Origin of the sequence: Pseudomonas sp. RC2C2 (assembly GCF_018390435.1) — a bacterium.
Classification (GTDB): domain Bacteria; phylum Pseudomonadota; class Gammaproteobacteria; order Pseudomonadales; family Pseudomonadaceae; genus Aquipseudomonas; species Aquipseudomonas donghuensis.
Genome location: NZ_JAHBAX010000002.1, coordinates 408,389 through 421,111, shown reverse-complemented (window position 1 = coordinate 421,111; position 12,723 = coordinate 408,389). Strand labels below are relative to the sequence as shown.

Below are 12,723 nucleotides of genomic sequence, written 5' to 3'. Positions count from 1 at the left end.
ATGTGCGCAGCATTGTATAAGGAGCCTCATATGACCTCGTTGAACCACGTACTGGTTGCCACCGACTTGTCCACCTCTGCCCGCAACGCGGCAGAGCGGGCTGCACTGTTGAGCAAGGCGCAGCATGCAGCACTGGATCTGCTCTACGTTGCCAACCCCGCCCCGTTCGAGCGTCTCAAGCAGGTAGTGGTACCTGATGAGCACTTGTTGAAACGCGTGCTGGAGACGGCCGGAGAAAAAATTCACGAACTGGCAGCAATGCTCTTTCAGCGCTATGACATCGACGCTGGCGTACAGGTCGCACCCGGCGCGGTTGTCAGCGAAATCACCCGCGTGGTGCAGGACAAACGCAGCAACCTGTTGGTGTGTGGGGCGAAGGGACATAGCCTGGCCCGTCGCCTGCTGGGTTCTACCGTGCAAAGAATGCTGAGCCGTATGCTCTGCCCGTTGCTGGTGGTCAAGCAGGCACCCCGCGACGCTTACCGTACCTTGCTGGTTGCCGTTGATTTTTCGCCTTCATCGCTGCGCACCATCGAACAGGCAAAAGCTGTTGCCCCGCAGGCCGAGATCATACTCCTGCATGTGTTCGAGGCCCCCTTCGAGGGGAGCATGCGCTTCGCCCACATCGACCAGGACACCCTCACTCACTACCGCAACGTCATCAGGAAAGATGCCGTGGACCAACTCGCGGCATTGAGCGAGGCCGCTGGGCTGGCCAATGCCCGGCAAATCGTGGTGCACGGTGACCCCTCCTGGCGGATCCTTGAGCAGGAGCAGGAGTTGGACTGCGATCTGATCGTGATCGGCAAGCAGGGGGAAAGCGCTCTGGAAGAACTGCTGATCGGCAGCGTCACCAAGCATGTCCTCAACGATTCTCAGTGTGATGTGCTGGTGTCTTTGTAGGCTGAGTAGTGGGGGGGGGGGGGGGGGGGGGGGGGGCCGCCCCCCCCCCCCCCCTGAATCAGCGTCCTCGACAACACGACATTTCAAACTGCCGGCAGGCAGGTTTACCCCATCAGTAGCTATGCTTGATCTGTTGCCAGGCACTGGTAGCGACACCGTGAAAGGAGGTGTTCGAAATGCAACTGATCACGTTGAACATCGATAAGCCGCAGGTGACAAACTTCATTTTGGGCCAGACGCACTTCATCAAGTCCGTCGAGGACATCCACGAAGCGCTGGTAAACGCCGTGCCCGGTATCCCGTTTGGCGTGGCCTTTTGTGAAGCCTCTGGCAACTGCCTGGTGCGATGGTCCGGCACCGATACCGCCATGATCGAGCTTGCACAGAAAAATGCGCAAGCCATCGCCGCCGGCCATAGCTTCATCATTTTCCTGGGCGACGGTTTCTATCCGCTGAACGTGTTGAACACCCTGAAAATGGTTCCAGAGGTCTGCCGTATTTTCTGTGCAACCGCCAATCCAACCGAGGTGATTCTCGCTGAGACCGAACAAGGCCGAGCAATCCTGGGCGTAGTGGATGGCTTCTGCGCCACGGGTATTGAGGGCGACGCAGACATCCTGTGGCGCAAGAACCTGTTGCGCCAGATTGGCTACAAGCAGTGAACTGCTGCTGGTCATGGATGGCCAGCATCGGCCAGAACATCACGGCACCGTGAAACACTTGCCTTTGACCTGAAGGCAAAAGTCATTGTCCCCCAGGCTGCTTTTTCCACCCCGCGCCTGCACCCAGAATCCACTCCTGATTTGACGTCCCGTTCAGGAGAACCCGTATGAATGTCTTCAAGCCCCTGCTGCTCGCCACCGCCCTGGCCACCACCGCCCAGGCCTCCCTGGCCGCCGACTGGCAACACTCGCCCTACGGCCAGCACGACGAAATCGGCGCCGCCAACCTGCTCACCGCCGACGTGGTCAAGCAGGCGGTCGGCCTGGTCAAGACGGGCAAGACATACCCGTTGGCCGTCCCCGTGGACAAGAACCTTCCGGCTTTCCGCCATCGCAGCTTTCGCCTGTACAACGTGCAGGTCGGGCAGCAGGCCGGCAAGTCGCTGGGACCGAACCAGTTCACCTTCAACGATGAACTGGTGAACGCCTGGACCGGCGTTGGCACCCAACTCAATGGGATCGGCCATATCGGCATCGACAACGTGTACTACAACGGCAACAAGGCGGCCGACTTCGTGACGGTCGATGGCGTCACCAAGCTCGGTGTCGAGAAAGTGCCGCCGATCGTGACCCGTGGCGTGGTGCTGGACATGACGGCCTACTACGGCAAGGCCATCGTGCCCGGTGGCACGGAGTTCAGCGTGGCCGACATCCAGGCGGTGTTGAAGCAGCAAGGCCTGACCCTGCGCAAGGGCGATGTGGTGCTGTTCAACACCGGCTGGCTGGAATTGATCGGCAAGGACAACAAGCAGTTCCTGGAAGTGGAACCCGGTATCGGCATGGAAGCGGCGCAGTGGCTGGCCGACCAGGGCATCGTCGCCTTCGGCGGCGACACCTGGGCCAGCGAGGTTTATCCGAACCCGCATGGCAAGGACGAGTTCCCGGTCAACCAGTACATGCTGGCCAAGCGCGGCATCTACAACCTGGAACTGATCGACAGCCGTGCATTGGTGCGCGACAAGGCCTTCGAGTTCCTGTTCGTGCTCGGCCAGCCGCTGTACAAGGGCTCGACCCAGGTCAACATCAACCCGGTGGCCATTCACTGATAGCGCTCTGGCGTTAGTCGATGCGTCGCTTCACATCCGGTGTCTTCGCAGGCAACCAACATATCGCTTTTTACGATGGAACCTATTTTTAACATAGGCAAAAAAGCGATGAAAATGACGCCATCGAAACACACCTCAAGGTGACGTCATGAAACTGCAAGCCACCCACAAATCCTTCGCTGAACGCATCGTCCATGCCGTCGGCTTTGAAGTCATCGCCGTGCTGATCTGCGCGCCGATCGGCGCCTGGCTGCTCGACCGTTCGATGCTGGAGATGGGCGCGCTGGCGGTGATGCTGTCGACCGTGGCGATGATCTGGAACATGCTCTACAACGCGGCGTTCGACCGCTTCTGGCCCGTGAGCCGGGTAGCGCGTACGGTCAAGGTCCGCGCCCTGCACGCGGGCGGCTTTGAGACCGGCTTTGTGCTGATCGGCGTGCCGATTGCCGCGTTGATGCTCGATGTGTCACTGGTGCAGGCGTTTTTGCTGGAGATCGGTTTCTTCGCCTTCATGCTGCCCTACACCATGGCCTACAACTGGGTCTATGACCTGCTGCGTCAGCGCCTGCTGAGGGCGCCAGTCAGTGTGGCCCGGGCCCGGTAACGGTACGAGTAAAGCGCGTGGGCCTCTTTAGCATCGAGCTAAATAGTGGCATTCTGCACCCCATGGATATCTACGCGATTCGCAAGCACAACCTGGTGCAGTTGCTCGGCACCCAGCGCAAGGCCAGCTGTGCCGAGCGCTGGGGCATGAGCCCTGCGCACCTGAGCCAGATTCTGTCGATGCGCACGGAAAAAAACCTCGGTGATGAAGTCGCCCGCCGTATTGAACAGGCCGAACACCTGCCGGCAGGCTGGATGGATGTATTGCAAAGCGACGCTGGCGTGCCTGCCAGCAGCAAGGCGCTGAGCAGCGCGTTCGTCAGCATCGCCCACTTCGACATCCGCGGTTCCATGGGCAACGGCAACACGCCGCCAGCCCATGTCGAGGTGATCCGTGACCTGACCGTGCACCTGGACTGGCTACGCGGCCAGGGCATCAGCTATTCCGGCGCGCATAACCTGGCGATCATCAGCGGCGACGGTGACAGCATGGCCGGCACCTTCAACGACGGTGACGCGTTGCTGGTCGACCGTGGCGTCAACGAGGTGCGCAGCGATGCCATCTATGTCTTCAGCCTCGACGGCGACCTGTTCGTCAAACGCCTGCAGCGCCTGACCGATGGCGCCTTGCGAATGATCTCCGACAACCCGCTGTACCCGCCGGTGCTGATCGAGGGTGCGGCACTGGAAATGCTGCAGATTCATGGCCGTGTGCTACTGGTTTGGAACGCACGAAGAGTATGATGAGAAAACAACCGACCGCCCCGGTCGGTTAATCACCACTAAATGGCAGCAGCAGGATGTAGCGATTCCAGCAACGGATTGCTCGACCGAATCCGTGTGACTGAGATCGAATCATGAGCGGCAATCTGTGGGTGTGGGAAGAAGAAGAGCTGCTGGCACTGCGCAAGGCATTTGCCGCGCTCAAGGCCAGGCAGCGCCAGGCAGAGCGGGTGTCCCAGCGGCGCATGGCCGCCGAGCTGGGCGTCAGCGTGACCACCCTCAATGCCTATATGACCGGCAAGCGCGCGCTGGACATGAAGTTCGCATTGATGTTCGAACGCCTCACCGGCATCCCCACGCGCAGCTACAGCCCGCGCCTGGCTGACGAGATCGAAACCAGCAAGCATCAGCGCAAACCTGCGGTCTAGAGCCAGCCCGGCAATTGCGCCTGGGCATTGCTTGGCCTCGTGAAATTTATCTGGTATTTTTTCATGAAAAAATACCAATAAAAATTCATGAGGTCCGCCATGTTCAAGCAATCCGCCCAGCATGTCGCCAGCTATTACGCCCAGACCTACCCCGCCCCTATCCCTCTGCGCCCTACCCTGCAGGAACGTCTCGATACCGAGGTGCTGATCATCGGCGCCGGTTTCAGCGGCCTGCACACCGCCTTGCGCCTGACCGAGGCCGGCAAGCGGGTGACCCTGGTGGAAGCCAGCCGGGTGGCCTGGGCGGCGTCCGGGCGCAATGGCGGGCAGGCGTTGCTGGGCTGGTCGTGCGACATGGCCCCCCTGGAAAAAGCCCTTGGCCAGGAACGCGCACGGCGCCTGTGGGACAGCATGCGCTGGGCCGCCAGCGAGATGCGCGAGTTGCCCGAACGCCACGGCTTTGCCGTCGACTACCGGCGCGGCAGCCTGTGGGCGGCGGTGCTACCCCGGCGCGTGGCCATACTCCATGCGGCCCGGCGTGAGGCCGAAGCTAAATGGGGCTATGACCAGTTGCGGGTGATCGAGCGTGACGAATTGCCCGAATGGATTGGCAGCCCGCGCTACCAGGCCGCGCTGTATGACGCCGAAGGCGCCCACCTCAATCCGCTGAAACTGGCCCAGGGCCTGGCCAGCGCCATCGAGGCGGGCGGCGGACGGATCTTCGAGCAGAGCCGGGTGCTCAGCTACCGCGACACCCCGGCAGGCTTTGTCGCCCGCACCGACCAGGGCGAAATCCGCAGCGATGTGCTGGTCCTGGCCTGCAACGCTTACATCGACCAGCTCGACCGCCCTTTGTCACAGCGCCTGCTGCCGGTGGGCTCCTATCAGGTGGCCACCGCGCCCCTGGACCCGGCCCTGGCCCATTCGCTGCTGCCGCACAACAGCTGCGTGATCGACAATCAGTTCGTCCCCGACTACTTCCGCCTGACCCCGGACCATCGCCTGCTGTTCGGCGGCGGTTGCACCTACCTGGGCGGCATCCCCAAGGACGTTGCCGCCGCCACCCGCCCGGTGATGGAACGGGCCTTCCCGCAGCTGCAGGGCGTGCCGATCGACTACGCCTGGGGCGGCCATATCGATTGCAGCCTGCGCCGCACCCCGGACATCGGCCGCCAGGGCCAGCGCTACTGGCTACAGGGGTTTTCTGGCCATGGCGTGTTGCCAACCCTGGCCGGCGCCCGGGCGGTCAGCGATGCGATCCTTGGCAACCCTGATGTGCTGGCGCTGTACCAGGCCATCGACAACGGCCGCTTCCCCGGCGGCGACCTGCTCGCCGCGCCGCTGGAAGCTGCCGCCAAGGCCTGGTACCGCCTGCGTGACACTATCTGAGAGGACCATCCATGGACATGCAGGAAGAAATCGAAAGCCTGGCGATCCTCATCCGCGACCTGCGCAAGCACCGCAACCTGACCCTCGGCGAGCTGGCCGAACGCATCGACCGTTCGGTGGGTTTTCTCTCCCAGGTCGAGCGCGGCCTGTCACGGCCGACCGTGGCCGACCTGACCGCCATCAGCGAAACCCTGTGCGTGCCCACCACCTACTTCTACAACCTGAGCAAGCCACGGCAAGTGGACTGGGTCACCCGCCCCGGCGAACGGCGCACCCTGTACTACGCCGCCGGGGTCACCGATGTGCTGGTCTCGCCCAAGCTCAACGGTGGTTTTTCCATGCTCGAAAGCCACTTGGCGCCGGGCGCCAGCAGCGGTGACGGGCACCTGGACGACAGCTCCGAGCAAGGCGGCTTTGTGCTCGAAGGCGAGCTGAGCATCTGGCTCGATGACGCACACGTACCGGTCACCCTGCACGCCAACGACAGCTTCCAGCTGCCGCCGCACAGCCAGTTCCGCTACGCCAATCTGACCGACCACACTACCCGGGTGCTCTGGGTATTCCGTTGAAACCAAGCGCAGGATCGCACGTAATGACAACAATCAAAGACTGCCCTGAACTGCTGAACGAAGTACGCGCGTTTCGCGCCGAGCATCCTCAGGTGCGTTATGTAGACCTGATCAGCCTGGACATCCCCGGGCACTTTTACGGCAAGCGTTACCCCATCGACATGCTCGAAAAGGTCGCCGCCGGCAGCGCCCTGAAATTGCCGCAGAACTGCGTGCTGCTCGGTGTTCAGGGCGGCCTGCACCCGATTGGTGATTATTGCTTCAACGACGGCGACCCGGATGCGCCACGGCGTTTGATCCCTGGCACTCTCAAGCCGGTACGCTGGGAGAACCAGCCACTGGGGCAGATGCTGATCAGCTCCGACGGCACCGACGCACCGATCGAATTCGAGCCGCGCGAAGTGCTTGCGCGAGTCTTGCAGCGCCTACGGCGGCGCGGCATCCGCCCGGTGGTGGCCTTCGAGCTGGAGTTCTACCTGTTCGACCGCACGCTCAAGGACGGCCTGCCGCAGTTCCCCCACGACCCGTTCAGTGGTGATCCGGATGACCAGCCGAACATGCACATCGAGCGCCTGTCGCGCTATTCCGATGTGCTGCGGGAAATGGTCGAAGCCGCCAACGAACAAGGCGTGGACGCCAACGTGATTACGGCAGAACTGGGCCCGGGCCAGTTCGAGATCAACTTCGGCCACTGCGACGATGGCCTGCGCGCCGCCGACTGGGCCGCACTGTTCTGCCGCAGCACCCGAGGCGTGGCGCTCAAGCACGGCATGCGCGCCAGCTTCATGAGCAAGCCCTACCTGGATGCCCCGGGCAGCGGCATGCACGTGCATGTCAGCCTCTACGACCCGCAGGGCAACAACCTGCTGGCGGCCGATGACCAGCGCCCGCTGCGCCATGCCGTGGCCGGTTGCCTGGAGCTGCTGCCGCACTGCATGCCGATCTTTGCCGCCAACCACAACGCCATGCGTCGCTACGGCGCTATGGTGAATGCCGCCAGCCGCGCCAGCTGGGGTTTTGAAGACCGCGACGCGTGCATCCGCATCCCCGAATCGGATGCGCGCAACCTGCGTATCGAGCACCGTCTGCCCGGCGCCGATGCCAACCCGTACCTGGTGCTGGCGGCGATCCTCAGTGGTCTGGAGCATGGCCTGGATGCTGGCAAGGAGCCGATTGCACCGCTCAACGACGACCGCAGCAGCGGCATCGACTTTCCCAAGGACATGCTCGCGGCGGTGGCGGCCATGCGTCATCACCCGGTGGTCAATGAGCAACTGGGCAGCGAGTTCGTCATGGTCTACTGCGAGAACAAGCGCCAGGACCACCTGGCGTTCATGCATGAGGTGAGTGCGCGGGAGTATCGCTGGTTTCTTTAACGACTGAAGGCAAAACCCTTGCTGGCTGCACCGGCCTCATCGCTGGCAAGCCAGCTCCCACAGGGTGGGGTGTATACAGATCCATTGTGGGAGCTGGACTTACCACGTGATGTGCTGGCTAGCTCCCAGAGAAATTGCAGCCCGCACTTATTTAGCCATTGACGAAACTTTAGCTTGAAGCTAAATATTAGCTCAAGCCCACATTCAATTCAGAGAGGGCCTACATCCAAAACGGAAGGAGAAACCCATGAGCGTCAACATCGACCGCCTCACTATCACCACTCCGGTGGCCAAGTCCAGCACCGACCCCACCGCCTTGGAACTGACCGGCGCCCAGGCCCTGGAGCAACTGCCCGAGGTCATCGCTACCTTGAGCGACGGTTCGGTCCGCTTCACTGCCCCGACCAAGGGCGCCTCCAGCAAAAGCACCCACCGCACCCGCTGCGAATGGAAAGAGCCCAGCTACTGGTCACTCAACAGCGCAGTCAAACACCACAACCACCAGACCATGACCCTGACCAAGGTCAACTCGGCGCAGAAGGTGGTGATCTCCCAGTTGCACGTCAAAGACGACGACAGCCCGACGGTCAAGGTGTTCTGGAACAAGGGCAAACTCACCTACGGCTTTCGCCAGAGCTACAACCAAACCGCCCCGGCCAGCGTCACCCTGTTGGCCAATGTGCCACTGGGCGCCGCGTTCGAGATCATCCTCGATGTCACTGCCCAAGGCGTGGTCACCCTCTTCGCCACCTGCAATGGCAGCACCGCCAGCAGCGGCCCGCTGCAGATGGATTCCAGCTGGAACAGCCGCACTTTCAACTTCCACGGCGGGGTTTACAACCAGGTCGACTACAACGACAGCACACTCAGCACTGACGGTTCGATCTGCATCATCAGCGCGCTGGCGCTGGGTCACCATTAAGCCCTGAGCTGCCCGCCAGGCGCTGCTCCAGCCATTGGCAGAAGCTCACAGTCAAGGCCTCCCCTTCACTGTTGCGGTGTACCAGCCATGCCCACTTGGGGCCGCGCACGGTCTGCTCGGTCAGGGCCACCAGGCTGCCTTGCACGCGCGCCTGTTCGGCCAGCAAGGCACTCACCAGGGCAATGCCCAAGCCCTGGCTGGCAGCGTCCAGCAACTGCCCGGGGTCGGAAAAATTCAGGCCCTGCAGCTTCTGCCCTACGCCCTCGCCACCCTGGGTGTGCCAGTAGCTCCAGTCCATTTCCCGCTCGCCATGCAGAGTGGTCCGCTGCTGCACCTCTTGCGCCAGCAAGCGCGGGTGACAGGCCGGATACAAGCGATCCTGCAACAACACACGAAAGCCACAATCAGCCTGGGCGCTGATGTCGTCACGCACTGCAACGTCGATGGTTTGAGTGGTCATGTCAGGGATTTCATCGCTGGTGAACAGCCACAGGTCCACGTCCGGATACAGCCGGTGAAAGTCGCCCAGGTGCGGCACCAGCCAGTGCCGGGCAAATGCCGGCGTGGTGTTGACCACCAGTTGGTTGGGCTTGCGGTACTGCTCCAGGCGGCGGATGCCCACGGTCAGTTGCTGCAGCATCACCTGGGTGGTGCTGAGCAGGTCGTGGCCGGCATCGGTGAGCGATACGCTGCGCCCTTCGCGAAAGAACAGCGGTTGCTCCAGGTAACTTTCCAGGCTGCGGATCTGCTGGCTGATCGCCGACTGGGTCAGGTGCAGTTCTTCGGCGGCCTTGTGAAAACTGCCCAGGCGCGCCGCCGCTTCAAAGCCGCGCAAGGTGTTGAGGGGTGGCCAGTGTTTCAGCATGATTGATAAGCCCAGCTAATCATATATCGGCAAAATCCATCGTTTGTTCAGGGGCAAAGCCCAGTTATAGCATGGACACCCAGGCAATCCTGCTGAAAACAATTACTTAACTGAAGGCTATTGCAATGCACAACGACAGCGCCAACAACAACGGCTGGTTCATGCCCGCCGAATGGGCAAGGCACGCCGCCACCTGGATGGTCTGGCCGCACAACCAGGCCCTGTGGGAGTCGACCTGGGGCGTGACCCTGGCGAATGTGCAGGCCGATTTTGCCCGGGTCGCCAACGCCATCGCCCGCTTCGAGCCGGTAAAGCTGGTGGTCGACCCCAGTGCGGCCGCCCAGGCCCGGGCGCTGTGCGCGGCCAACATCGAGCTGATCGAAATCGCCGTCAACGACAGCTGGTGCCGCGACTCCGGCCCAAGTTTCATCTGCCACCCGCAGCAGGGCCTGGCCGGGGTCAGCTGGCGCTTCAATGCCTGGGGCGCCAAGTCGGCCCATGACCTCGATGAGGGCCTGGCCCGGCGAGTACTCAATGGCCTGGGCCTGCCGTGCTTCGGCAGTTTCCTGGCCAACGAAGGCGGCGCCATTCATGTCGATGGCGACGGCACGCTGATCACCACCGAATCGGTACTGCTCAACCCCAACCGCAACCCGGGCCTGAGCAAAAACGACATCGAGGAAATCTTCATCCGCCTGCTGGGGGTGAACAAGGTCATCTGGCTGCCGGGCGACCCGGATTACGTCACCGGCGACATGACCGATGGTCACGTCGACGGCGTCTGTGCATTCGCCCGACCGGGCGTATTGCTGGTCGATGCGACCCACGACCAAACCTCTACCTACGCCCAGGTGGCCAAAGAGAACCGCCGCGCCCTTGAACGGGCGACCGACGCCCGTGGCCGACACTTCGAGCTGATCGACCTGTACGAAGCCTCGGCGGCCGTCGATACCGACGCCGAAGTGTTCTGCGCCTCCTACACCAACTTCTACCTGTGCAACGGTGCCGTGATCATGCCGGCCTACGGCATCGACGCCGACCAGCAGGCCGCCGCCACCCTGCAGCAAGCCTTCCCCGACCGCACGGTGGTGCCGGTACAGATCAACCAACTGGCCCACGGCGGTGGCGGCGTGCATTGCATCACCCAGCAGCAACCGGCCTGGCCACTGGCGGGGAACAACGCATGAGCGCCCTGACCGTCGCCAGCCTGCAACTGGCCTGCAACTGGAACCTGGCCGACAACCTCGACCGCGCCGAGCAGTTGGTGCGCGAGGCCGCGGTAGCCGGTGCCAAGCTGATCCTCTTGCCCGAGCTGTTCGCCACGCCGTACTTCTGCATCGAGCAATGCCACACGCATCTGGCGCTGGCCGAGCCTTATGACCACAGCCCGCTGTTGCAGCGTTTTGCCGCCCTGGCGGCAGAACTGGGTGTGGTGCTGCCGCTGAGCTGGTTCGAACAGGCCGGCAACGCCTACTTCAATTCGCTGACCGTGGCCGATGCCGACGGGCGCTTGCTCGGCGTCTATCGCAAGACCCACATCCCCAACGCCATCGGCTACCAGGAGAAGGAATACTTCAGCCCCGGCGATACCGGGTTCAAAGTCTGGGACACCGCCGTCGGGCGCCTCGGCGTGGGCATCTGCTGGGACCAGTGGTTCCCCGAGACCGCTCGCTGCCTGGCCTTGCAGGGCGCAGAGATTCTGCTGTTCCCTACCGCCATTGGCTCCGAACCCGGCGCCGCGGCGCTGGACTCACGCGACCATTGGCAGCTGACCCAGCGCGGCCACGCCGCCGCCAACATCCTCCCGGTGATCACCGCCAACCGCACCGGCGTTGAAGTGGCGCGCAGCGATGCCGAGCTGCACATGCGCTTCTACGGCTCCTCGTTCATCACCGACCACAAGGGCCGCCTGCTGGCCGAAGCGGATCGCGACAACACCTGCGTGCTGCTGGCCGAGCTGGACCTGGCACACATGCGCGAGGAGCGCCTGACCTGGGGCATCTACCGCGACCGCCGCCCGGAAATGTACGGCGCATTGTTGAGCCTGGATGGCCGTCACCCGCACACCACCTGGAGGCAAGGCGCATGAACAGCCTGAAAACCCTGCTCGCCCTCTCCCTGGCCCTGAGCTGCGGCCTGGCCAGTGCCGAAGATAAAGTACTGCGCCTGTACAACTGGGCGGATTACTTTGCCGAAGAGACCCTCAAGGACTTCACCGCCCAGACCGGCATCAAGGTCATCTACGACGTCATGGACAGCAGCGAAACCCTGGAGGCCAAGCTGCTGTCGGGCCACAGCGGCTACGACCTGATCTTCCCCGGTGACACCGTGGCCGAGCGCCTGGCCCGCGCCGGCGCCCTGCAAAAACTCGACCCGGGCAAGCTCGAGCACCTGGCAGACATCGAGCCCGGCCTGCAGCGCCTGCACCAGCGCTACCCCAACTCGCGCGAGAGCACCGTGCCCTACACCTGGGGCAGCATTGGCCTGACCTACAACCGCGCGGCCATCGAGCAGCGCATCGCCAATGCCCCGGTCAACAGCCTCGACCTGTTGTTCAAACCAGAGAACGCCGCGCTGCTGGCCGACTGCGGCATCTCGATGATCGATTCGCCCGACGAGGTGCTGGCGGTGGTGCTGCACTACCTGGGCAAGGACCCGCGCAGCGGCAAGGCCGACGACTTGCTCGCCGCCCGCCAGATGCTGGGGGCGATCAAGCCGTACATCCGCAAGTTCCAGTCGCAGCCGGTGACCCAGCTGGTCAATGGCGATACCTGCATTTCGCTCGGTTACAGCGGCGACATGATCCAGGCCCAGCGCACCGCCGATGCCGCCGGTAAAAAGGTCGAATTCCGCTATCACATCCCGGTGGAAGGCACGACCATCTGGATGGACAGCATGGCCATCCCCGCCGACGCCGCCCACCCAGAATACGCCTACGCTTTTATCAACTTCGTCATGCAGCCGCAGCAGATGGCCGCCATCAGTTCCTTCACCGGCTACCCCACCTCCAGCGCCAAGGCGCGGCCACTGGTCGAGCCGCAGATGCGTGACAACCCGGACATCTACGTCAGCGATGCGACCTACGCGCGACTGATCCCGGGCAAGGACATTTCCCAGAAAGACATGCGCGCGCGCATGCGCACCTGGACCACCCTCAAGACCTCCTCGGCCCATTGA

14 protein-coding genes are annotated in these 12,723 nt (G+C 62.8%); 13 read left to right on the top strand and 1 reads right to left on the bottom strand.

Annotated elements, in window-relative coordinates:
- Positions 1 to 30: 30 nt before the first annotated feature.
- The 10 genes from KHO53_RS20425 to KHO53_RS20380 all read left to right on the top strand — a co-directional run bounded on the left by KHO53_RS20425 (position 31) and on the right by KHO53_RS20380 (position 8,681).
- A complete protein-coding gene (locus tag KHO53_RS20425; RefSeq protein WP_213570723.1) occupies positions 31 to 903 on the top strand; it encodes a universal stress protein in 873 nt (290 codons plus the stop codon).
- A 176-nt stretch (positions 904 to 1,079) separates the two neighbouring features.
- Positions 1,080 to 1,565, top strand: coding sequence for an adenosine-specific kinase (locus tag KHO53_RS20420; RefSeq protein WP_213570722.1), 486 nt, complete (start codon positions 1,080 to 1,082; stop codon positions 1,563 to 1,565).
- Between the two features lie 167 nt (positions 1,566 to 1,732).
- Positions 1,733 to 2,671, top strand: coding sequence for a cyclase family protein (locus KHO53_RS20415; protein ID WP_213570721.1), 939 nt, complete (start codon positions 1,733 to 1,735; stop codon positions 2,669 to 2,671).
- 148 nt (positions 2,672 to 2,819) lie between these two features.
- Positions 2,820 to 3,275: a multidrug/biocide efflux PACE transporter gene (locus KHO53_RS20410; protein WP_010225427.1), complete on the top strand. Its 456-nt coding sequence runs from the start codon at positions 2,820 to 2,822 to the stop codon at positions 3,273 to 3,275.
- Positions 3,276 to 3,337: 62 nt separating this feature from the next.
- Entirely contained in the window at positions 3,338 to 4,018 is a 681-nt protein-coding gene (locus KHO53_RS20405; RefSeq protein ID WP_159388389.1) for a S24 family peptidase, read from the top strand.
- Positions 4,019 to 4,131: 113 nt separating this feature from the next.
- Positions 4,132 to 4,425: a helix-turn-helix domain-containing protein gene (locus KHO53_RS20400; RefSeq protein ID WP_010225429.1), complete on the top strand. Its 294-nt coding sequence runs from the start codon at positions 4,132 to 4,134 to the stop codon at positions 4,423 to 4,425.
- Between the two features lie 99 nt (positions 4,426 to 4,524).
- Positions 4,525 to 5,814 (top strand): NAD(P)/FAD-dependent oxidoreductase, encoded by a 1,290-nt coding sequence (locus KHO53_RS20395; RefSeq protein ID WP_213570720.1) that lies wholly within the window; start codon positions 4,525 to 4,527, stop codon positions 5,812 to 5,814.
- A gap of 11 nt (positions 5,815 to 5,825) precedes the next feature.
- Complete coding sequence (locus KHO53_RS20390; protein WP_010225431.1) at positions 5,826 to 6,383, top strand: helix-turn-helix domain-containing protein; 558 nt, start codon at positions 5,826 to 5,828, stop codon at positions 6,381 to 6,383.
- 23 nt (positions 6,384 to 6,406) lie between these two features.
- Positions 6,407 to 7,759: a glutamine synthetase family protein gene (locus tag KHO53_RS20385; RefSeq protein WP_010225433.1), complete on the top strand. Its 1,353-nt coding sequence runs from the start codon at positions 6,407 to 6,409 to the stop codon at positions 7,757 to 7,759.
- 247 nt (positions 7,760 to 8,006) lie between these two features.
- Positions 8,007 to 8,681, top strand: coding sequence for a polysaccharide lyase family 7 protein (locus KHO53_RS20380; protein WP_010225436.1), 675 nt, complete (start codon positions 8,007 to 8,009; stop codon positions 8,679 to 8,681).
- Here KHO53_RS20380 and KHO53_RS20375 read toward each other — a convergent pair.
- Entirely contained in the window at positions 8,653 to 9,546 is an 894-nt protein-coding gene (locus tag KHO53_RS20375; protein WP_036994644.1) for a LysR substrate-binding domain-containing protein, read from the bottom strand. The genes KHO53_RS20380 and KHO53_RS20375 overlap by 29 nt on opposite strands.
- Positions 9,547 to 9,671: 125 nt before the next feature.
- Between KHO53_RS20375 and KHO53_RS20370 the strand changes: the two genes are divergently transcribed.
- The 3 genes from KHO53_RS20370 to KHO53_RS20360 are packed head-to-tail and all read left to right on the top strand — an operon-like array spanning position 9,672 to position 12,723.
- A complete protein-coding gene (locus KHO53_RS20370; RefSeq protein WP_100782296.1) occupies positions 9,672 to 10,733 on the top strand; it encodes an agmatine deiminase family protein in 1,062 nt (353 codons plus the stop codon).
- On the top strand, positions 10,730 to 11,635 hold the full coding sequence (aguB, locus tag KHO53_RS20365) for an N-carbamoylputrescine amidase (protein ID WP_159388385.1): 906 nt from the start codon (positions 10,730 to 10,732) through the stop codon (positions 11,633 to 11,635). The genes KHO53_RS20370 and aguB overlap by 4 nt, the downstream gene beginning before the upstream one ends.
- Positions 11,632 to 12,723, top strand: a complete 1,092-nt coding sequence (locus KHO53_RS20360) for an extracellular solute-binding protein (RefSeq protein ID WP_213570719.1) — start codon at positions 11,632 to 11,634, stop codon at positions 12,721 to 12,723. Before aguB ends, KHO53_RS20360 begins: the two co-directional genes overlap by 4 nt.

Excerpts from the sequence above, each read along its gene's own strand:
- KHO53_RS20385 (WP_010225433.1), top strand. The coding sequence starts at position 6,407 with ATGACAACAATCAAAGACTGCCCTGAACTGCTGAACGAAGTACGCGCG.
- KHO53_RS20400 (WP_010225429.1), top strand. The coding sequence starts at position 4,132 with ATGAGCGGCAATCTGTGGGTGTGGGAAGAAGAAGAGCTGCTGGCACTG.
- KHO53_RS20380 (WP_010225436.1), top strand. The coding sequence starts at position 8,007 with ATGAGCGTCAACATCGACCGCCTCACTATCACCACTCCGGTGGCCAAG.
- KHO53_RS20425 (WP_213570723.1), top strand. The coding sequence starts at position 31 with ATGACCTCGTTGAACCACGTACTGGTTGCCACCGACTTGTCCACCTCT.
- KHO53_RS20360 (WP_213570719.1), top strand. The coding sequence starts at position 11,632 with ATGAACAGCCTGAAAACCCTGCTCGCCCTCTCCCTGGCCCTGAGCTGC.
- KHO53_RS20375 (WP_036994644.1), bottom strand. The coding sequence starts at position 9,546 with ATGCTGAAACACTGGCCACCCCTCAACACCTTGCGCGGCTTTGAAGCG.
- KHO53_RS20420 (WP_213570722.1), top strand. The coding sequence starts at position 1,080 with ATGCAACTGATCACGTTGAACATCGATAAGCCGCAGGTGACAAACTTC.
- KHO53_RS20390 (WP_010225431.1), top strand. The coding sequence starts at position 5,826 with ATGGACATGCAGGAAGAAATCGAAAGCCTGGCGATCCTCATCCGCGAC.
- KHO53_RS20415 (WP_213570721.1), top strand. The coding sequence starts at position 1,733 with ATGAATGTCTTCAAGCCCCTGCTGCTCGCCACCGCCCTGGCCACCACC.
- KHO53_RS20370 (WP_100782296.1), top strand. The coding sequence starts at position 9,672 with ATGCACAACGACAGCGCCAACAACAACGGCTGGTTCATGCCCGCCGAA.
- KHO53_RS20395 (WP_213570720.1), top strand. The coding sequence starts at position 4,525 with ATGTTCAAGCAATCCGCCCAGCATGTCGCCAGCTATTACGCCCAGACC.
- aguB (WP_159388385.1), top strand. The coding sequence starts at position 10,730 with ATGAGCGCCCTGACCGTCGCCAGCCTGCAACTGGCCTGCAACTGGAAC.
- KHO53_RS20410 (WP_010225427.1), top strand. The coding sequence starts at position 2,820 with ATGAAACTGCAAGCCACCCACAAATCCTTCGCTGAACGCATCGTCCAT.
- KHO53_RS20405 (WP_159388389.1), top strand. The coding sequence starts at position 3,338 with ATGGATATCTACGCGATTCGCAAGCACAACCTGGTGCAGTTGCTCGGC.